The 16,699-nt window shown below is 63.6% G+C and carries 15 protein-coding genes and 1 pseudogene; 4 read left to right on the top strand and 12 right to left on the bottom strand.

The window, feature by feature from the left end; translation table 11 throughout:
- Positions 1-21 precede the first annotated feature (21 nt).
- The 6 genes from trmB to AC5RU9_RS19155 form a co-directional block, all read right to left on the bottom strand.
- Positions 22-927, bottom strand: coding sequence for a tRNA (guanosine(46)-N7)-methyltransferase TrmB (gene trmB, locus AC5RU9_RS19180; protein WP_494017704.1), 906 nt, complete (start codon positions 925-927; stop codon positions 22-24).
- 49 nt (positions 928-976) lie between these two features.
- Positions 977-2,515, bottom strand: coding sequence for a hypothetical protein (locus tag AC5RU9_RS19175; protein ID WP_494017703.1), 1,539 nt, complete (start codon positions 2,513-2,515; stop codon positions 977-979).
- A 48-nt stretch (positions 2,516-2,563) separates the two neighbouring features.
- Positions 2,564-3,628: a carboxypeptidase-like regulatory domain-containing protein gene (locus tag AC5RU9_RS19170; RefSeq protein ID WP_494017702.1), complete on the bottom strand. Its 1,065-nt coding sequence runs from the start codon at positions 3,626-3,628 to the stop codon at positions 2,564-2,566.
- A 230-nt stretch (positions 3,629-3,858) separates the two neighbouring features.
- Positions 3,859-4,461, bottom strand: coding sequence for a response regulator (locus AC5RU9_RS19165; RefSeq protein ID WP_494017701.1), 603 nt, complete (start codon positions 4,459-4,461; stop codon positions 3,859-3,861).
- Positions 4,458-5,717 (bottom strand): sensor histidine kinase, encoded by a 1,260-nt coding sequence (locus tag AC5RU9_RS19160; RefSeq protein ID WP_494017700.1) that lies wholly within the window; start codon positions 5,715-5,717, stop codon positions 4,458-4,460. The genes AC5RU9_RS19165 and AC5RU9_RS19160 overlap by 4 nt, the downstream gene beginning before the upstream one ends.
- A 4-nt stretch (positions 5,718-5,721) precedes the next feature.
- Positions 5,722-6,714 carry an alpha/beta fold hydrolase gene (locus tag AC5RU9_RS19155; protein WP_494017699.1) on the bottom strand — a complete coding sequence of 331 codons (993 nt, stop codon included), beginning with the start codon at positions 6,712-6,714 and terminating at the stop codon, positions 5,722-5,724.
- Positions 6,715-6,836: 122 nt separating this feature from the next.
- Between AC5RU9_RS19155 and AC5RU9_RS19150 the strand changes: the two genes are divergently transcribed.
- Together AC5RU9_RS19150 and AC5RU9_RS19145 are read left to right on the top strand one after the other, a co-directional pair.
- A complete protein-coding gene (locus tag AC5RU9_RS19150; RefSeq protein ID WP_494017698.1) occupies positions 6,837-7,397 on the top strand; it encodes a pyridoxamine 5'-phosphate oxidase family protein in 561 nt (186 codons plus the stop codon).
- Between the two features lie 70 nt (positions 7,398-7,467).
- Positions 7,468-8,745: a CynX/NimT family MFS transporter gene (locus AC5RU9_RS19145; RefSeq protein WP_494017697.1), complete on the top strand. Its 1,278-nt coding sequence runs from the start codon at positions 7,468-7,470 to the stop codon at positions 8,743-8,745.
- A gap of 76 nt (positions 8,746-8,821) precedes the next feature.
- Here the strand turns inward: AC5RU9_RS19145 and AC5RU9_RS19140 are convergent, their stop codons facing one another.
- Positions 8,822-10,114: an MFS transporter gene (locus AC5RU9_RS19140; protein ID WP_494017696.1), complete on the bottom strand. Its 1,293-nt coding sequence runs from the start codon at positions 10,112-10,114 to the stop codon at positions 8,822-8,824.
- Positions 10,115-10,146: 32 nt separating this feature from the next.
- The gene (locus AC5RU9_RS19135) at positions 10,147-11,364 is read right to left on the bottom strand and encodes a M20 metallopeptidase family protein (RefSeq protein ID WP_494017695.1); all 1,218 of its coding nucleotides are present in this window, start codon (positions 11,362-11,364) and stop codon (positions 10,147-10,149) included.
- Positions 11,365-11,503: 139 nt separating this feature from the next.
- Between AC5RU9_RS19135 and AC5RU9_RS19130 the strand changes: the two genes are divergently transcribed.
- Positions 11,504-12,541, top strand: a complete 1,038-nt coding sequence (locus AC5RU9_RS19130) for an Lrp/AsnC family transcriptional regulator (RefSeq protein WP_494017694.1) — start codon at positions 11,504-11,506, stop codon at positions 12,539-12,541.
- A gap of 78 nt (positions 12,542-12,619) precedes the next feature.
- Here the strand turns inward: AC5RU9_RS19130 and AC5RU9_RS19125 are convergent.
- Positions 12,620-13,008 (bottom strand): annotated as a pseudogene (locus AC5RU9_RS19125) (recombinase family protein); the annotation flags it as partial.
- 158 nt (positions 13,009-13,166) lie between these two features.
- On the opposite strand from AC5RU9_RS19125, the gene AC5RU9_RS19120 reads away from it, so the two are divergent.
- On the top strand, positions 13,167-13,757 hold the full coding sequence (locus tag AC5RU9_RS19120; protein WP_494017693.1) for a hypothetical protein: 591 nt from the start codon (positions 13,167-13,169) through the stop codon (positions 13,755-13,757).
- A gap of 233 nt (positions 13,758-13,990) precedes the next feature.
- Here AC5RU9_RS19120 and AC5RU9_RS19115 read toward each other — a convergent pair whose 3' ends face one another.
- From AC5RU9_RS19115 to soxR, 3 genes are all read right to left on the bottom strand, one after another.
- Positions 13,991-14,719, bottom strand: a complete 729-nt coding sequence (locus tag AC5RU9_RS19115; protein WP_494017692.1) for an SAM-dependent methyltransferase — start codon at positions 14,717-14,719, stop codon at positions 13,991-13,993.
- Between the two features lie 63 nt (positions 14,720-14,782).
- Entirely contained in the window at positions 14,783-16,135 is a 1,353-nt protein-coding gene (locus AC5RU9_RS19110; protein ID WP_494017691.1) for an amidohydrolase, read from the bottom strand.
- 108 nt (positions 16,136-16,243) lie between these two features.
- Positions 16,244-16,699 (bottom strand): redox-sensitive transcriptional activator SoxR, encoded by a 456-nt coding sequence (soxR, locus tag AC5RU9_RS19105; RefSeq protein ID WP_494017690.1) that lies wholly within the window; start codon positions 16,697-16,699, stop codon positions 16,244-16,246.

Here is a 16,699-nt window from a genome sequence, read left to right as displayed (position 1 = left end):
GATTCCCCCAAAAAGTCCTGGCTAGAGCTTGCGGTATGTGAGGTCGAAAATCATTCGGCCGGCCTCGTGGGCTTTGTTCTCGAAGCTCGTCCGGATGCGGCCCTCGAAGCGCGGAGCCCAGCCGCCCTCCTGGTCCACGCCTTCGTTCGGGCCCGTGTGTTCCGTGCTGACCGGGGCGCGGCCCTCCCTGACCGGCGCGCCGCCCACAACGGACTCGACGCCGGATTGCCACACTTGCGTCAGCGGGCTCTCCTCGCCACTGCGCTCGCCGTCATGCATGTTCTCAAACTCCGTGGAGTCGGCCAGGACTTCCCGGACGTGCACGGCATAGTTGGACCAGTCCGTGGCGATGCGCCAGTAGCCACCCTTTTCCAGGGCCTTGGCGGCGACGGCTGCGAAGGCCGGCTGGATCAGGCGTCGCTTGTGGTGCCGTGCCTTGTGCCAGGGATCCGGGAAGAACACCCAGAGTTCGCTGACCGACCCGGGCGGAAGCATGGATTCGAGAACCTCGGGAGCGTTGGCTTCCACCACGCGTACGTTGGTCAGCCCGCGGCTGTTGATCTTGATGATGGTGTTGGCCAGCCCCGGCGTGTAGACCTCGACGGCAAGGAAGTCCTTGTCCGGGTTCTGCTCGGCTGCGTGGACAACGGCATCGCCCAGTCCCGAACCGATCTCGACGATCAGCGGAGCCTTGCGACCAAACACGGCCTCGGCGTCGAACGTGTAGTCCGGGTGCACTGAGGTATTGGCGACGTGTCGGGGAACCTGGATGGCCCAGCGTTCGGCGTGCTCTTCCCATGCGGCCTGCCTACGGCCCTGCAAGCGGGTGCCTCGGCGCACAAAGCTGACCGGGCGGCCGCCGTAGGTGCCGAACGAAGCTTGGGTGCCGGGCGTGACGGGGCGCGGGGAATCTGGGGTTTCACTCATCGCTTCCAGAATACTTTGGTTCGGATGCGAGGATTCCCTGCGTTCCGGATCAGACGATCAGCGCCGTGGCTGCAGAGTAACGGGCAAGCGAGGTGTAGGCAGTCTTCGAGCCGGTTACCCGTACTTTGATCGCGCTGCCTTTATCAGCAGCAACCAGCGTGTACGTCGCGGCAGTGGCGCCCGTGATGGCCGTGCTTCCGCGATACCACTGGTACGTCAGGGTCACAGGGGCCGGACCCCAGGTACCCGGAGCGGCGGTCAGCACTGAGCCCACCTTGGCTGTTCCGCTGACCGTTGGCGTGGCGCCGGTGAGGGTGCCCACAACCACTGCCACTGTGGCCGCGGAGGTCTTCGCGGCGGTAGTGAATCCGGATTTTGTCCCGGTTACCTTGACGGTCATGGTCTTGCCCAGGTCGGCGGAGGTCAGGGTGTAGGTGGCGGCTGTGGCGCCGGTGATCGCAAGGCCACTGCGGTACCACTGGTAGGCCAACGTCACGGGAGCAGGGCCCCAGGTGCCAGGAACTGCGGTCAGGACGGCACCTACCTTGGCAGTTCCCGTGACGGTGGGAACCGGTGCGGTCAACGTGCCCACCGCTACTGCTGCGGTGGCAGCGGACGTCTTTGCCGCCGTCGTAAATCCTGCTTTCGTCCCGGTGACCTGCACCGTCATGGTTTTACCCAGGTCGGCGGCGGCCAGGGTGTAGGTGGCCGCTGTGGCGCCGGTGATTGCGACGCCGGTGCGGAACCACTGATAGGTCAGCGCCACGGGAGCGGGACCCCACGTGCCGGGGGTCGCGGTCAAGACACTGCCAACCTTGGCAGTTCCGGACACAGTGGGAACCGGTGCCGTCAGCGTGCCAGCAGCAACCGCTACGGTGGCGGCCGACGTTTTGCTGGTGGTGGCGTATCCGGTCTTGGTCCCCGTGACTTTGACGGTCATGGCCTTGCCCATGTCGGCGGCGGCCAGGGTGTAAGTGGCGGCCGTGGCGCCGGTAATCGCAACGCCACCACGCAGCCATTGATAGGTCAGGGCCACGGGAGCGGGACCCCAGGTGCCTGGAGCCGCGGTCAACACTGAACCCACCTTGGCCGTCCCCGAAATCGTGGGAACCGGAGCTGTCAGGGCCCCGGCGGCAATGGTGACAGAGGCCTGGCCGTAGTAAGGCTGAAGGGGCCAGTCATGAACACTGAGCCGTGCGGTGACCTTCTTGCCGGCGTCGGAAGCCTGGACAAGGAAGGACGGACCGTTCGTCCGGTAGTCCGGAACGCCGTCAACGAACCAGTCGTAGTAGGGGCCGAAGTCGGGGGCGGGAGTCAACGTCCCGTGGTCCACCGTGAGCGTGTTTCCGGCGCTCGGGGTTCCCGTGATGGTGAACGGTTTGGAAGCCGTCACGGCCTGGGCCCCTGATTTTCCTGCGTGAACGGTGGTCTCGTGAGAAGCGTACCCGGTCTTGGAACCCGTGACTCTCGCCCAAATGTCGTACCCGGCGTCGCCCGCAGTCGGTACGTACTCGGTGCCGGTGGCACCCGCAATATCCTGGAGAGCAACTCCGTCCTTGGATCGCTGCCACTGGTAGGCCAGGGTCACAGGAGCAGGTCCCCAGACACCGGGATCAACCGTCAGCTTCTGACCAGCCTATGCGGAGCCATACACGAACGGATTGCCAGGGGTGAGCGACAGCCCAGCCACTTCCAACTGCATGGTCAGCTTGACCCGCTGGCCCGCGGCGGTTGCCGTGAGGACGGTGGCTGTGTCCTTGGTGGGCACATTGTCGTAGCACTCGGCTTTGTACCGCTTGTCGCGGGGTGTGCCTTCGTAGACAGTGTCAGAGACACACAGTTTGTACTTCTTGCCGACGGTCATGCGCCAGTAGATCTTGCCTTGGGCGTCGGAAGTCAGCGGGCCCATCTGGGGTCCATCCCAGGCGCCGGTAGCGTCGTTGTAGACCCACGGAACATACCCGACGTCGGCAATCGGTGCGCCCGCCGGATCGACCACTGTGGCTTCCATGATGGTCTCGTCCTTCAGGACGAAGTTCACGTTGGTCCAGGCGACTCCCGAGGGGACAGTGGCTGGGGTGTAGCTGTCCACGGTGCCCGTGCCGGTCCAGTACTGCTCAACGTAGAGCCGCTTGCCGGACTCGTCACGGACGCTGATGTACGCCTGGTTGGGCGGAATCCTGGTGAGCGTGAAGTTGCCGTTGGCATCCGGCTTTGTGGTGCTTACTTGGCCGCCGTTGCTCGGCGAAGCCGAGACGGAGACCTCTGTCAGAGGCTGCCCGGCCGTGTTGGTGACCCGGCCTGTCATGCTGCCAAAGGCTTCAAGCTGAGGGTTGAACGTGGTGGTGGGGGCAGCATCGGTGACGGCGACCGGCGTCGAACCGTAGGAACTGGAGGTGTTTCCGTTCCATTCGTCAGCGTACGTGGCCGAGCAGGGGCTGGTGCTGCACGTGGTCCACAGTTTGTAACTGCCGGCTGCCGGCACGGTGAAACTGTAGCTGCCATCGGAAGCAGACCATGCGCCGGCTACGTAGGAGGCGCGGTCATCGTTGGTGTACGCGCCCACCCACACATTGCCCAGTACCGTGGCTGCTGCGGTCGCCGTCGGTTTCCCCTTGACCGTTCCCTTGAACGTGTACGTGGCGGCCGAGGCAGGAACAGCGCCCGCAATGAGGCCCGCGGACACCAAGATGGCAGCCACCAGAAGGGCCCATAACTTTTGCCGTGCATTTTTAAGCGGATGGTCGGTTGCGGTTCGCGGCAACGGCATGGTTATGGTCCTTTTCCCCAGAAAGTGACTGAATGGACTGAGCAGTCCACCGCAATAGTATGTGCCACTCCGTCGCCTTGCCATGGGGAGTTGTGCCCTGTGGAGGGCGCTACGCGCTTGCTGTTTTAGACGTTTGTTGTTTAAGAGCGGGGAAGGTTCGCTCAGATCCATCCACTGCGGTGTGCTGTCACGGCCGCTTCTGTACGTGTCGCTGCGTGCAGTTTTGCCATTGCGGAGGACAGGTGGTTCCGGACCGTGCCGTGGGCAAGTCCTAGGCCTTTCGCGATCTGTTTGGTTGCTAGGCCTTGATGGGTCAGGCGAAGCACATCGGTTTCGCGGGCCGTCAGGGGACTTTCCGGTTCGGTGAGCGCCGCCGCAGCCAGATGTACATCTATGTATCGTTCGCCGTCGGCCACCGATCGAATGATGGTTGCCAGCTTGGATGCCGGCGTGGATTTGGGGACAAAGCCACTCACGTTCGCGGCCAGAGCCCGTTTCAGGGTGCCCGGACGCGCATGCCGGGTCACAATGATGGCCCGGCCCGACCCGGCGGAATGGATTTCCCTTGCTGCTTCAATCCCGTCCAGTTCCGGCATCTCCAGATCAAGGAGCACGACGTCGGGGCCGTGCACCTGGGCGGTGGAAACGGCCGCCACCCCATTGTTGACATCAGCCACCACTTCGATGTCCGGTTCGAGTGACAGAAGTGCAGCCAGGGCGCCCCGGATCAGTTCTTCGTCGTCGGCGATTATTATCCTGATCACTGCATCACTCCGGCCCGGTGCTGGGCGGCCGGCACGGGAATCCGGACAATCAAGGTGAAGGTGTCATTGTTGCGCCGGGTCTCCACGGTCCCGTCCCACGTTGCCACCCGTTCGGCAATTCCTGAGAGGCCGGTTCCTCCCGTCCTGAGCACGCCCGAACCATTGTTCTCTACTATCAGGCGGAACTCGTACGCCCCGGACTGGATCAGGTCCAAGGTCGCAGTGGTGGCTTTGCTGTGACGGAGAATGTTGGTGGCTGCTTCGCGTATGGCCACGGCGAAGACCGCCCCAACCGAGGCGGGAAGGTCAGGCGCGTCGATGCGTGCCTCGCACGTGATGCCCGCAGAGCGGAGTACCGCGGCAGCGTTTCGGGCTTCGACGGCCACAGTGACAGTGCGGTAGTCGTTGACCACTGCGCGTGTGTCTTCCAAAGCGGTCTGCGCGATTTGGCGAATCCCCGCGAGTTCCTGTGCAGCGAGGGCAGAGTCATCGGCCAGCAGCCTGCGTTCGGCCAACTCACTTTTTAATGCGATGACCTGCAGGTGGTGGCCCTGGATATCATGCAAGTCCGTGGCGAACCGGAGCCGTTCGGTGGCCACGGCGAGTTCAGAGGCCGTGCGGCCGGCTTCTTCCAAACGTAGGACCACGCGCAACACCCAGATGGTGCTGAGCGGCGTAAACGTGATGAAAAGGAGCGTGGAGACGATCACCAGATCGGTTCCGGCGGCCGACGTCTTGGTAGCGCCCGCGGTGAGCCCGCTTGCGGTGAGGGGCCATACCTCTGCCAGTCCTCCGGCAGCTGTTCCTCCGAAGGCCAGGAAGCAGAGGGTTCCGAGGATTACGGCCGCGTTCCACCAACGCCTCGCCAGGCAGCTTAAGATTCCTCCGGCGATCGCCAGCATGAAGCCCCACGCCCACCCGGCGAACGGAGCAACCAGTGCCACGAGCCAGGTCAGGCCGGAGACTGCCAAAAGCGCAATCACCAGAGGATGGCGCGCTGCGGTCCCCACTGAAGGCCTCAAGAGCAAGGGGACCACCGCAGCGGCCAGGATAACGGAGATGACCGTTCCTGCAGTCAGGACGTGCAACCGCAAGTCACCCGAGCCGTCGCTTCCGGGAAGGAGGCCGTCGCTTCCAAGGAAGACCTGGAGGAAGCCGCCGATCAGAACGAAAGTCCACAATGTCACCGCGCTCGAGCCGCGCATCCACCGAAGGTCCGTCGCGGTTTGAGAGGTGCGCGACCGGCCATTCGACATGATGTCAGTGTACTAAGAGCGGTGCCAGGAACGCCTCGGTATCACGGGCGATCTCCCGTGATTGGGTGTGGTGCAGATAGTGCTCGCCTGCCAGAGGGATCACCTTGCCGTGTTCCACACCCGCCGCCTGCCGCTGGTGGAGTTCCAACCAGCCCGGTAGCTCGGGATCGTCCTTCACTGTGAAGAGTAGAACGGGCAGCGACGCCGGGAAGCTGGCCCCGCTGACGGAGGCAAAGTTGCCGGATGCCCGTTCCATCTCGTCCAGCATTGTTGGTGCCGAGGAGTTCTTGGTGGTCAGCAGGCTGATCTGCTTTTTTGTCTGGTCATCGTAGGGCTTCCCGTCGTACGGGTCGCCACTTATTGCGGCCAGGGCGCGCAGGATACCGAGGTCCCGGAGCTGAGCCAGCCCCTCCGTGGGGATCGAGGAATCCCAACCGGGCTGGTCCGGGACGCTGCTGTCGATTCCTACGAACGCGACGAGTTCGCCTGCGTAGGCGGCACTGTATTCAAGCGCGTAGATCCCGGCAATGGAGTGGCCCATCAGCACGTACCGGGTGATACCAAGGTATTGCAGCGCATCATGCACCTCCCGTGCGATGTTCGCTGCGGTGCGCGGGGTGTCTATCTGATCGCTGAGGCCGGTCCCGAACGGTTCCACGGCGACCACGCGGTAGGTGTCATCAAGTTCCGAGATGAGCGGTTGGAAGTCGAGGGCAGGGGCTGCGGTTCCCAACCCCGGCAGCAGGACGATTGTCTCGCCCGGGGTGCCGGTATCCACCACATTCATCTGGTGACCATCCACGGGAACCAGCTTGCCGTAAGCCGTAATGCCGGCGAGGTCGGATTTTGTGGCCACTACATTCACCAAGGAGGTGGTGGTGAGCAGTAAAACGGGCAGGGCGATGATGGCGCCCACAGTGAGCAGGGTGATCTTCAGGGATTTTCGCAAGGAAATTCTCGTCTCGGGTAAGGCGGTGCGCAGGCCCGCGATGTACATACCTCCATCCCACCGGACGCTGCTGCACGGGAGAAGTGCCCTGATGTCATGTTCTTGCATGACAGTTGTCATGGTGTGGTGGTGCCACGCAGGAACTCGGTCGCCTCCGGGAGAATAGGGCAATGAGTGCAAGCGGGGAGACGTTGGAGCGGGTCCTGGGATCATTGGTGGCGGCCACGGAAGGGCGCACCCCTTTTACGCTCGGTTTCCTGGGCACAACCGGGACAGACGGAGGACCACGGGTCCGTGCGGTCATCATCCGGGAGGTGGACCGCGCTGCTGGCCGGGTCATGGTGGCCACCAATTCCTTGTCCCGTAAGGTCGAGGAGATTGACCACCAGCCACGGGTGGCACTGACCTTGTACGACGACGATAGCGGGGTTCAGCTTCGCATCAGAGGCCACGCTGCGGTGGTCGAAGATGAAAAGGAACGATGCCGGGCATGGGAGCGGTTTAGCCCGAACAGCCACCAACTGTATGCATCCCGGCTGGTTCCGGGGACTCCCCGCCCGGATCAGCCTGTTGACGGCCCGGGTGATGATGAGACGGCCATGGAGCGTTTTGCCTGGATCAGAATCGACATGATGGACCTGGACTGGTTGGACCTTTCGGGCGACCCCCACATCCGCTGGCACTTCAGTCGCGACGGCGGCGGCTGGCACGGACAGGAAATCGTCCCCTGAGATCCGGTCACATCCCGGGCAATGGCTGCCAGCTGAGGCCCAGTAATCGCGGGCTGACAGAATAGGACGTGTGACCTCCTCGAAGACGCCCGGCTACCCAGGGAAATCTGTCCTGCCCGACCTCGCAGTTGACGCCGAAACCAACGAGGAACCACCGGCGGATCCCACGCAGCTTCGTGGCAAGAGGGGCCTCGTGTACCTCGGCATCTGCCTGGTGCTCATCGGCTTGAATCTCCGGACAGTCTTCTCAAGCTTCTCCGCGGTGCTTCCGGAGATCACGTCCGACGTCGGCCTGCCGGGCTGGGCGCTGGTGGTCCTCACCACCGTGCCGGTCACCTTGTTGGGCGTCTTCGCTCCCTTGGCCCCGATCCTCGCCCGCAGGTTCGGCGCCGAGCGGGTGCTCCTCGGGGCAATGGCTGTGCTGACGGCAGGGCTGCTCCTGCGTCCGGCCGACATAGGAAGCGCGGGCCACCTTCCCACGCTCTTGGCCGGAACGGCGGCCTGCGGCGCCGCAATTGCGCTCTGCAACGTGCTTCTTCCGGGAGTAGTGAAGCGCGACTTCCCGCACCGGCTGGGTCTCATGGGTGGCCTCTATACGACGGCGATCTGTGCATCAGCAGCTCTGGGCGCTGGATTCACGTATCCGGTGTTTGCGGCTACCGGGCAGTGGACTTCGGCGCTGTGGTTCTGGGCGGTTCCGGCCGCCGTCGTGCTTTTGCTTTTCCTGCCGCTGGCAATCCGCCAGCCGTCGGTAAAACACCAGGCCGTTCGCAGTGGCGCGAATGTTTGGCGTTCAGCCGTGGCATGGCAGGTGACCCTGTTCATGGTGTTGCAGGCCATGATGTCGTTCAGCGTGTTCGCCTGGATGGCGCCCATCCTGCGTGAGCGGGGAGTCGACGGCGGAACGGCCGGGCTGATCGTGTCGGTGTCGATCGTGCTGCAGATGCTTGGCTCGTTGTTTGCCCCGGCCCTGGCGACGCGCTTCAAGGACCAGCGGATCATCAACATGGTGGTGGCCCTCATGACGGGTGGCGGTTTCGCGCTCACCATCTTTGGCCCCACCGAGCTGATTTGGGTCTGGACCGGGCTGAACGGCTTGGGGCAGGGATCGCTCACCGCCGTGGCCCTGACAATGATCATGGTCCGAACCCGGGACTCCCACACGGCAGCGAACCTGTCCGGAATGATGCAGGGCGTGGGTTACGGGGTGGGTTCTGTTGGCACCTTGATGGTGGGGCAACTTCATCAGGCAACGGGCGGGTTCGAAGCCGCTGGAATCCTGTTCCTGGTGATCGGCGTACTCGCTGCGTTCTTCGGATACCGGGCCGGCCGCGACCGCTTCGTTTAACGTTGTGAGGCCCGCTCTGCGTCCCAAAAACCCAGGGAAGGATGCAGAGCGGGCCTCGCAACGAAAGCCGGAGTAGCTAGACGGTGAGGTCCTTGCCCTTCGTTTCCGGAATCGAGAAGGCGAACACGATGCCCACCAGCAAGAGGACCACCGCGTAGACATTGAACAGGTAGCCCTGCCCGATGCTGCCGAGCCACGTCTGCAGGTACGGAGCCGTGCCACCGAAGGCAGCGACGCAGATGGAGTACGGGACGCCCACGCCGATGGTGCGGATGTGCGTCGGGAACAGTTCTGCGTACACGGCCGGGACGATCGCGGCGCTGCCTGCGATGAAGAACAGCATCACGGACATGGACACGGCGAGCTGCCACGGGGAGTCCTTGAGCAGCCACGTCATGGGGAAGTGCAGCAGCGCAGCGCCAGCGGACGAAGCGATGATGACGGGCTTGCGGCCGATCCTGTCAGACAGTTTGCCCCAGAACGGGAGAGCTGCGATGAACACAACATTGGCGATCACACCCGCCCAAAGGGCTGCGCCGCGGTCCATCTTCAAGGAAGTCGCAGCATAGCTCGGAGCCACAACGCCCCAGATGTAGTACACAACGGTCAGGCCAACGGTGAGGCCGATAACCTGCAGCGCCTGCTTGCGGTACTTGACGATCTGCGGCCAGACCGGCAGTCGCTTCTCTTTGGGGGCCTCGGCTTCGAACGCTTCGGTTTCCTTCATCTTGGCCCGCATGACCAGGGCGTAGACACCCAGTGCGCCACCTACGAGGAACGGGATCCGCCAGCCCCACGCACTCATCTCTTCCTTGCTCAGGACAGCGGTGAGGATAGCTCCCAGCAGGGTGCCTGCGAGAATTCCGGCAGTGCCCGAAGTGTAGATAAGGGTGGCCCAGAAGCCGCGATTTTCCTTCGGCGCCATTTCGGACAAATACGTTTGCGACGACGGCAACTCACCACCGTGGGCGAGGCCCTGGATGAGCCGTGCCACCAGCAGCATCACCGAAGCGAAAGCGCCCACAGCTGCGAACGTCGGCGCGATACCGATCATGAGGCTGCCCACGGCGCCCAACGCCACTGCGAAAGTCATGGATGTTTTGCGGCCGATCCGGTCGCCGATCCAGCCGAAGACGAAACCGCCGAACGGACGCGCAACGAACCCGACGGCGAAGATCGCCAACGTGGACAGGACAGCGGAGGTGGGGTCGGCCTGGCTGAAAAGGGCGCTCGCAATGAACGGCGAGAACGTGGCGTAAATGGCCCAGTCGTACCATTCGACGGCGTTGCCAATGCCGGTTCCGACCAGTGTTCGCACATGGGACTTGTGGACTTTGACCTCGGGGGTCGTTCCTACGGTAGCGGTCATGTCATTCTCCAGGGTGGGGGAGGGGCTGGGAGTCAGTTGCCGGCGAGGGCAGCGATGCGGGACACGGCAAGTTCGGCATACAGCGCAGCACCGTCGGTGAGGATGCCGTCGTCGAACATTGCGTAAGGTGAGTGGTTGAACGGCGACGTCGTGTGGTCGGCTCCGGGGGCAACGGCGCTCAGTCCTACGAAGGTTCCGGGAACTTCGGCGAGGACCCGGGAGAAGTCCTCGGATCCGCTGAGCGGTGTGGCCATCCGGGTGTGGCGGGAGTCGCCGAACATTCCGGCGATGACCTTCTCCGCAGTGGTGGTCTCGTGCTCGTTGTTGATGGTGAGGGGGTATTCCTCCTGGTAGTGCACGTCCACCTCCAAGCCGTGGGCTGCGGCGATTCCCTGGAGCAGCCGGGGTACTGCTTCCATCATCTTCTGCCGTGACGCCTCGGAGAAGGTCCTGATGGTGGCTTCGATGCGGGCAGTTTCGGGGATGACGTTCCGCTTGGTACCAGCGTGCAGGACACCGACGGTCAGGACGACGGGATCGAACATGTTGAACTGGCGCGTGACCATGACCTGCAGGGCGGTAACCATCTCGGCCGCGGCTGTGACGGGGTCCTTCGCGGCGTGCGGGGCCGAACCGTGACCACCCGCGCCCAGCACCGTGACCACCAGGCCGTCGGAGGAGCTCAGCATGACGCCGGGCTTGGTGACGAACTGCCCGTGCGGTTCCAGGGAGGAGAAGACATGCATTCCGTAGGCGGTGTCCGCGCGTCGGCCGGCTGCGTCCAGGACGCCTTCCTTGATCATGTAGCTGGCTCCGTCGAATCCCTCTTCGCCGGGCTGGAACATGAGGATGACGTCGCCGGCCAACTGGTCACGGCGTTCTGCCAACAGGGTGGCTGCGCCGGCCAGCATGGAGGTGTGGAGGTCATGGCCGCAGGCGTGCATTGCGCCCTCAATACGGGAGGTGTAGTCCACGCCCGTACGTTCCTGCACGGGAAGTCCGTCCATGTCGGCCCGCAGCAGGACCACGGGCTTCTCGGCTGAAGCGTGCGTGGCGCCGCCCCGCAGAACCGCGGTGACCGACGTCGTTTCCTTGCCGAGCGTAATCTCGTACGGCAGCCCGTCCAGCGCCTTGAGCACCTTCTCCTGCGTACGGGGAAGCTGCAGGCCGATTTCGGGCTCGCGGTGGAGGTCGTGACGGAGTCGAACGATGTCGTCCTGCAGTTCCTTGGCGTCGGCCACGATGGTCATTTGTGCTCCTGGGTGCTTGGGGGCGGGTTCCTTATGCCATTGTGAGGTGACGTGATTCACATGCTCTGAAACATCTGAGAATATGCACTGAGTCGCACCGTAGTGCAGGAATCATGCACGGGTTCTGGATAATGGACTCATGGAACTCAGCGAGGAAGACCTGCGCCTGGTCAACGCACTCCAGATATCGCCCCGGATCAGCTGGTCCGACGCCGGTCAGGTACTCGGCGTCCACGGGACCACGCTGGCCGCCCGATGGGAGCGCCTACGGGCGGCGGGTGCAGCCTGGACCACGGCGCACCTCATGGGTGATCCGAAGGACATGTGCCTGGCCATGGTGGACATCGACTGCGAGATGCACCTCAGGCCCAACGTCACGGCCGCTGTTGCCCAGCTCCCCGAAGTGATCACCGTGGAAGAGGCGGCCAGCAACCGCGACCTCACTCTCACCGTCATCACCCAGGACCTGGAACAGTTCAGCACCCTGCTGCTGCCCAAGCTCAAGGAAATCCAGGGGCTCACCAAATACCAAACGGCCCTCTGCACCCGGATCCACACCAGCGGCTACGCCTGGCGGCTCAACGTCTTGACCAAGGCGGAGCAACAGGCACTGCGGAGTCTCGCGGGGCCCGAGTCTGGCAACCCCTCTGCGCAGGACGCGATCGTGGTCCCACTCCCGGAAAGCCACTTGGCACTCATCCCGTTCCTCGCCCGCGACGGCCGCGCTACCGCTGCGGAGATCGCCCGGGCTTTGGGCCGGAATCCAGCAACCGTCCAGCGACAACTCGGTCGTGTGCTGGCCAGCCGGATGCTGTCCTTCCGCTGCGAGATCGCCCAGCAGTTCTCCGGCTTCCCCGTCACGGTGCAATGGTTCGCGAACGTTCCAGCGGGAGAACACGAAGCCGCCGCCACGGAACTCCGAGCCATCAGGAACACCCGGTTTTCTGCGTCGACCACGGGCCGCACCAACTTCACCATGATCATGTGGCTGCGTTCATTGGCCGATGTCATGGAGTTGGAGCTCATCATCCAGCAGCGGATTCCGGGCATTGAGTTGGTGGAAAGCGTGGTCATGTTGAACACCGCAAAGCGCGTCGGTTGGATGCTCAACCCCGACTCCACTGCGACCGGGCAAGTGGTTCCGGCGTATGGAGAGCTGCTTCCGGATGGTGTTTAGCTGTGACTTTCGGCGATAAATGGCGGTCTTTTGCAGCGCTATTTGGCGTGTCCCTGGCAGTCGGCTTCGCGTCGGTCTTCAGATGGTGCGCCTTTGGAGCTCGCGATACAGAGCCGTCCGTGAAACCCGGAACAGCTCAGCCAGTTCGGTCTGCGTATGCTCGCCGGCGGCATGCAATGTCAGAAGGTGATTTCGATCAGATCAGCTTCAAACTCGGCCACCATTCCCAAGACGTTGAACAGCAGCCGGCCGACCGGATCAGTCGGATCGTGGGTGCTGCCGCCGAGACTGAGCACAATGCCCTTAGCCGTCAGCTCATCGGCAGTGTCTCTGGCATCTGAAAGAGAGCGCGCCAGTCGGCCGAGCTTGGTCACCACGAGCGTATCGCCGGCCCGGCAGGCCGCCATCGCTTCACGGAGCCCAGGGCGCACCCGATTCGCTCCCGCCAGTCCGTGATCGACGAAGATCAGTTTTCGTCTACGCCTCGACCAGGACACCACCGCCCTATATGAAGCGGCCCTCACCACCACCGGCAACGGCGACCTTATCCTGCCAGGCACGCGACCTCAACCGTCTCTGCCCTTAGAGTTGCAGGCCGTTGAACAACTCAGGGAAAGTGAAACCCATGCCCCATGAACCAAAAAACCGGCACAAGGCCGGCCGTATCCTCGCCGCGTTGGTCTTCGCGGCCATCGCGCTGAGCGCCTGCACACCCACTACCACGGAGAACCCCATGACCGGCTCAAACCCCAGCGACCCCGCGACAGTCAAAGCCCAGGTCGAAGAACTCAAACAAGCCCTCGCGGACCTCCACGCCTTCAAGACCGAAACCCAACAAGTCATCGGACCTCACAAATGGGCCGATGAAGGCCTCCGAAACATGGCCTGCCGCACACCCGACGGGCAAGAAGGCGTGAACTACAGCATCCTGAGCCTCACGGCCGACCCCGTCGATCTGGAGGCTTCAACAGACGTCGTAAAGTCGTTTTGGGAATCCAAGGGCTTCACCACCCGAGTCGAAACCAACCCCAAGGACCCCGGCCTCATCCGTCTATACGCCAACCAGGACGGCGGACAGCTCATCTCCTACACTGCCAACATCAAAGGCTCCGGCCTCGAGATGAACAGCGCCTGCGTCGCAGGAGACCAACACGCCATCTACAAAGAGCTCGATAGGCAGGAAGCAAGCGCTGCTCCCACTGAGACTGGAAAGTAGAACCTCCGACAGCGCGCGTTCCCTCTGTGCTGAATCGGTGCAGGCTGACGGCGATTGCTCTCTCGGCCAGCGCCCTCCTGCTGCTGACAGCCGGATGCGCCACCATATCCACTTCTCGTGAGTCCACAGATCAGAGAGTGATGCGACGTCTACCCTCATGGGCGGCCGTTGGCAAGCCATTGCCAACGGCCCTTCTCTCGGGCGTATATGCGTTTAGCCCGCTGGCTTCGTCGTCAGCCGCGCCCCTGGCTCAGTTTGGTGGCCTTGAGGACGGCGTCCAAGGTGGTTCCGGCTTCGCCGTTGGGCCCGGACACTGCGCGCTTCCTTTCGTCCAACACCTCTACCTGCCAGTTGTCGCCGTTGTCCATGCCGAGCTCAGCGGCCAGTTGCTCCGGGGTGAAGAACATGCCGGAATCGTGGTGATGGCTCCACTCCGGCAGCCCCTGTGGGTGGTGCCCCACGATCAACAGCGTTCCGCCGGGCGCCACAGCAGTTGCGGCCTTTACAGCGGAGTCCTGCCACGGCAACAAGGGGGAGTGCAGGAAATGGGCTGACACCAGATCGAATTCAGGCTGCGGCGCCCATTCCGTGAGGTCCTGCTGCTGCCAGGTGATCCGGTCCGCGTACCCAGTTTCCGCAGCGTGGGCTGCTGCCCGTTCAAGCGCGACGGCGGACACGTCCAGTGCCGTAACGGTCCAGCCTTGCGCTGCCAACCAGATCGCGTCCCCGCCCTCTCCGGAGCCCAGATCCAAGGCCTTGCCCGGCCGCAAACCCGTGACCTCGGCAACCAACTGCGGGTTGGGGTTCCCGCTCCAGATTTTCGCCCGCTCCCGGTACATGCCGTCCCACATGTCCACGGCATTGTCAGCGTCTTCGTGGAGGTTGAGCCCGGTCTGTTGGGCACCATCATGGGTGTGGTCGCCGTGCTGGTGGGTGCCGGCGTCGTGCGTTTGTTCAGTCATGACCCAAGCGTGCCGTGCGCGACGCGCTCAAGGCAACGGCTTTTGCCGTTTCGGCAAAAGCGCCTAAAGCCCGCCCGCCGGGTGGTCGGGCCCGTGGTCACGGCCGGCCGCTGCCTTGAGCCACGCCAGAGCGGCAACGACGACGGCGGCTGTGCCCGTCTTGAGGGTCGGGTCGATGACGGGGGCGAACCGGGGCGAATGGTTCGCTGGGATGTCCTGTGAGACGGTGCCGGCGGCCGCAGCCTCCGCGTACTGGTGCGGGTCGGTTCCACCGATGCCCCAGTAGGTGTACGGGATCCCCAAGGCGTTTGGGATGTCGCTGAAATCCTCGCTTGCCGATTGCCGGTCCAGGGTAATGGCCTGGTCTCCGAAATGGTCTTTGAAAGCGGCAGCAACTTTCGCCGTCACGTGAGCATCGTTTTTAGTCAACGGGTAGTGGTCGTAGAGCTCGAATTCCGGTTCCCGGGGCGACCCGGCCGCAGCGCATTCACCGGCCACGATCCGTTTCACCGCCTCGAGAATCAGGTGACGGATGCCGTCGTCGAAGGTGCGGATGTTCAGCTCAAGTACCGCCCGGTCCGAGATGATATTGCTTTTTGACCCGACGGCCATTCGCCCAATGGTGAGGACGGCGAACTCCCCGGGAGGCACTTCACGGGAAACTACGGTTTGGAGGCGCAGCGCGATGGAAGACGCCAGGATCACCGGATCAACCGCAAGCTGAGGCATGGATCCGTGGCTTCCCCGCCCAAACACGGTAATCCTCATGCTGTCGGCGCTGGATAGGACAGCACCCGGGCGCGTGCCCAAGGTCCCGGAGGGGAACGCCAAGACGTGCTGGGCAAGAGCGACGTCGGGCTGCGGGATTAACCCGGCCAGGCCGTCGTCGATCATTTTGCGGGCGCCGTCGGCCAGTTCCTCCGCAGGCTGGAACAGTGCCAGGAAGGTCCCTTGCCAGGCGGGCCTTTTCGCGGCCAGCAACTTCGCTGCCCCCAGAAGGCAAGCGACATGCACATCATGGCCGCAGGCATGGGACACAGGGACTTCTGTTCCCGTGTCGTCCGGGGCGGTGTCCTTGCTCGCATAATCCAACCCGGTTTCCTCTGCGACTGGCAGTGCGTCCATGTCCGCGCGCACAAGCACTGTGGGCCCTTCACCGTTCTTCAGGATCCCGACAACTCCGGTTGTGCCGATGTTCTCGAGGACTTCGAATGCGCAGCTCCGCAGCTCGTTGGCCACGATTGAAGCTGTCCTGACTTCCTGGTTGCCAAGTTCCGGGTGCCGGTGGAAATCCATGTACAGGTCTTCCTGCCAGGCCAGGATGTCTGGATGGCCGGCTAAAACGAGGGATACCGCGGGCGAACCGGGCCTGCCGCTGCTGGCACCCGGCAATGGTTCGAATACTGACGCGCTCATTGCTGTTCCTCCCTGATGGCACGCCCGGAGCCTCTCCGGCAAGTGTCCGCTCGAACACTGGTGCCCGCAAGGCCCCTGGAGAGGACCATCGCCCACTGGGGAGACCGGTCAGGCCGGTGCGGTCCAGCGCTGCGCGCCGGCTCCGGATGCGCCTAGTTCGTCCGACGGGTTCTGCAGCGTGCACGACTTCAGGCTGAGGCAGCCACAGCCGATGCAGCCGTCCAGGTCGTCGCGCAGGTGTTGGAGGGCGGCGATCCGTTCGTCGAGCTCCTTCCGCCATCGCAGCGACAGCCTGGCCCAGTCGTGCCTGGTGGGGGTGCGGCCGTCCGGCAGGGAGTCCAACGCCTCGCGGATGTCCTTTAGCGGCAGTCCGACCCGCTGGGACGTTTTGATGAACGCGACCCGTCGAAGCGTGTCGCGGCGGTAGCGTCGTTGGTTTCCAGCGGTCCGCTCGGCCTGGATGAGCCCGTTGCGTTCGTAGAAGTGCAGGGCCGACGGCGACACTCCGCTTCGTTCGGAAAGCTCGCCGATGCTGATGGGCCGGTGCGCGTCAACGGGTGTCAT

This window comes from Arthrobacter sp. B0316-5-4 (assembly GCF_059090325.1).
This window is presented reverse-complemented; position numbering and strand designations above follow the sequence as displayed.

Bases quoted from the DNA above. Each gene is read 5' to 3' on its own strand.
- trmB (WP_494017704.1), bottom strand. From the start codon at position 927: ATGAGTGAAACCCCAGATTCCCCGCGCCCCGTCACGCCCGGCACCCAA.
- AC5RU9_RS19160 (WP_494017700.1), bottom strand. From the start codon at position 5,717: ATGTCGAATGGCCGGTCGCGCACCTCTCAAACCGCGACGGACCTTCGG.
- AC5RU9_RS19155 (WP_494017699.1), bottom strand. From the start codon at position 6,714: ATGTACATCGCGGGCCTGCGCACCGCCTTACCCGAGACGAGAATTTCC.
- AC5RU9_RS19150 (WP_494017698.1), top strand. From the start codon at position 6,837: ATGAGTGCAAGCGGGGAGACGTTGGAGCGGGTCCTGGGATCATTGGTG.
- AC5RU9_RS19140 (WP_494017696.1), bottom strand. From the start codon at position 10,114: ATGACCGCTACCGTAGGAACGACCCCCGAGGTCAAAGTCCACAAGTCC.
- AC5RU9_RS19135 (WP_494017695.1), bottom strand. From the start codon at position 11,364: ATGACCATCGTGGCCGACGCCAAGGAACTGCAGGACGACATCGTTCGA.
- AC5RU9_RS19130 (WP_494017694.1), top strand. From the start codon at position 11,504: ATGGAACTCAGCGAGGAAGACCTGCGCCTGGTCAACGCACTCCAGATA.
- AC5RU9_RS19120 (WP_494017693.1), top strand. From the start codon at position 13,167: ATGCCCCATGAACCAAAAAACCGGCACAAGGCCGGCCGTATCCTCGCC.
- AC5RU9_RS19115 (WP_494017692.1), bottom strand. From the start codon at position 14,719: ATGACTGAACAAACGCACGACGCCGGCACCCACCAGCACGGCGACCAC.
- AC5RU9_RS19110 (WP_494017691.1), bottom strand. From the start codon at position 16,135: ATGAGCGCGTCAGTATTCGAACCATTGCCGGGTGCCAGCAGCGGCAGG.
- soxR (WP_494017690.1), bottom strand. From the start codon at position 16,699: ATGACACCCGTTGACGCGCACCGGCCCATCAGCATCGGCGAGCTTTCC.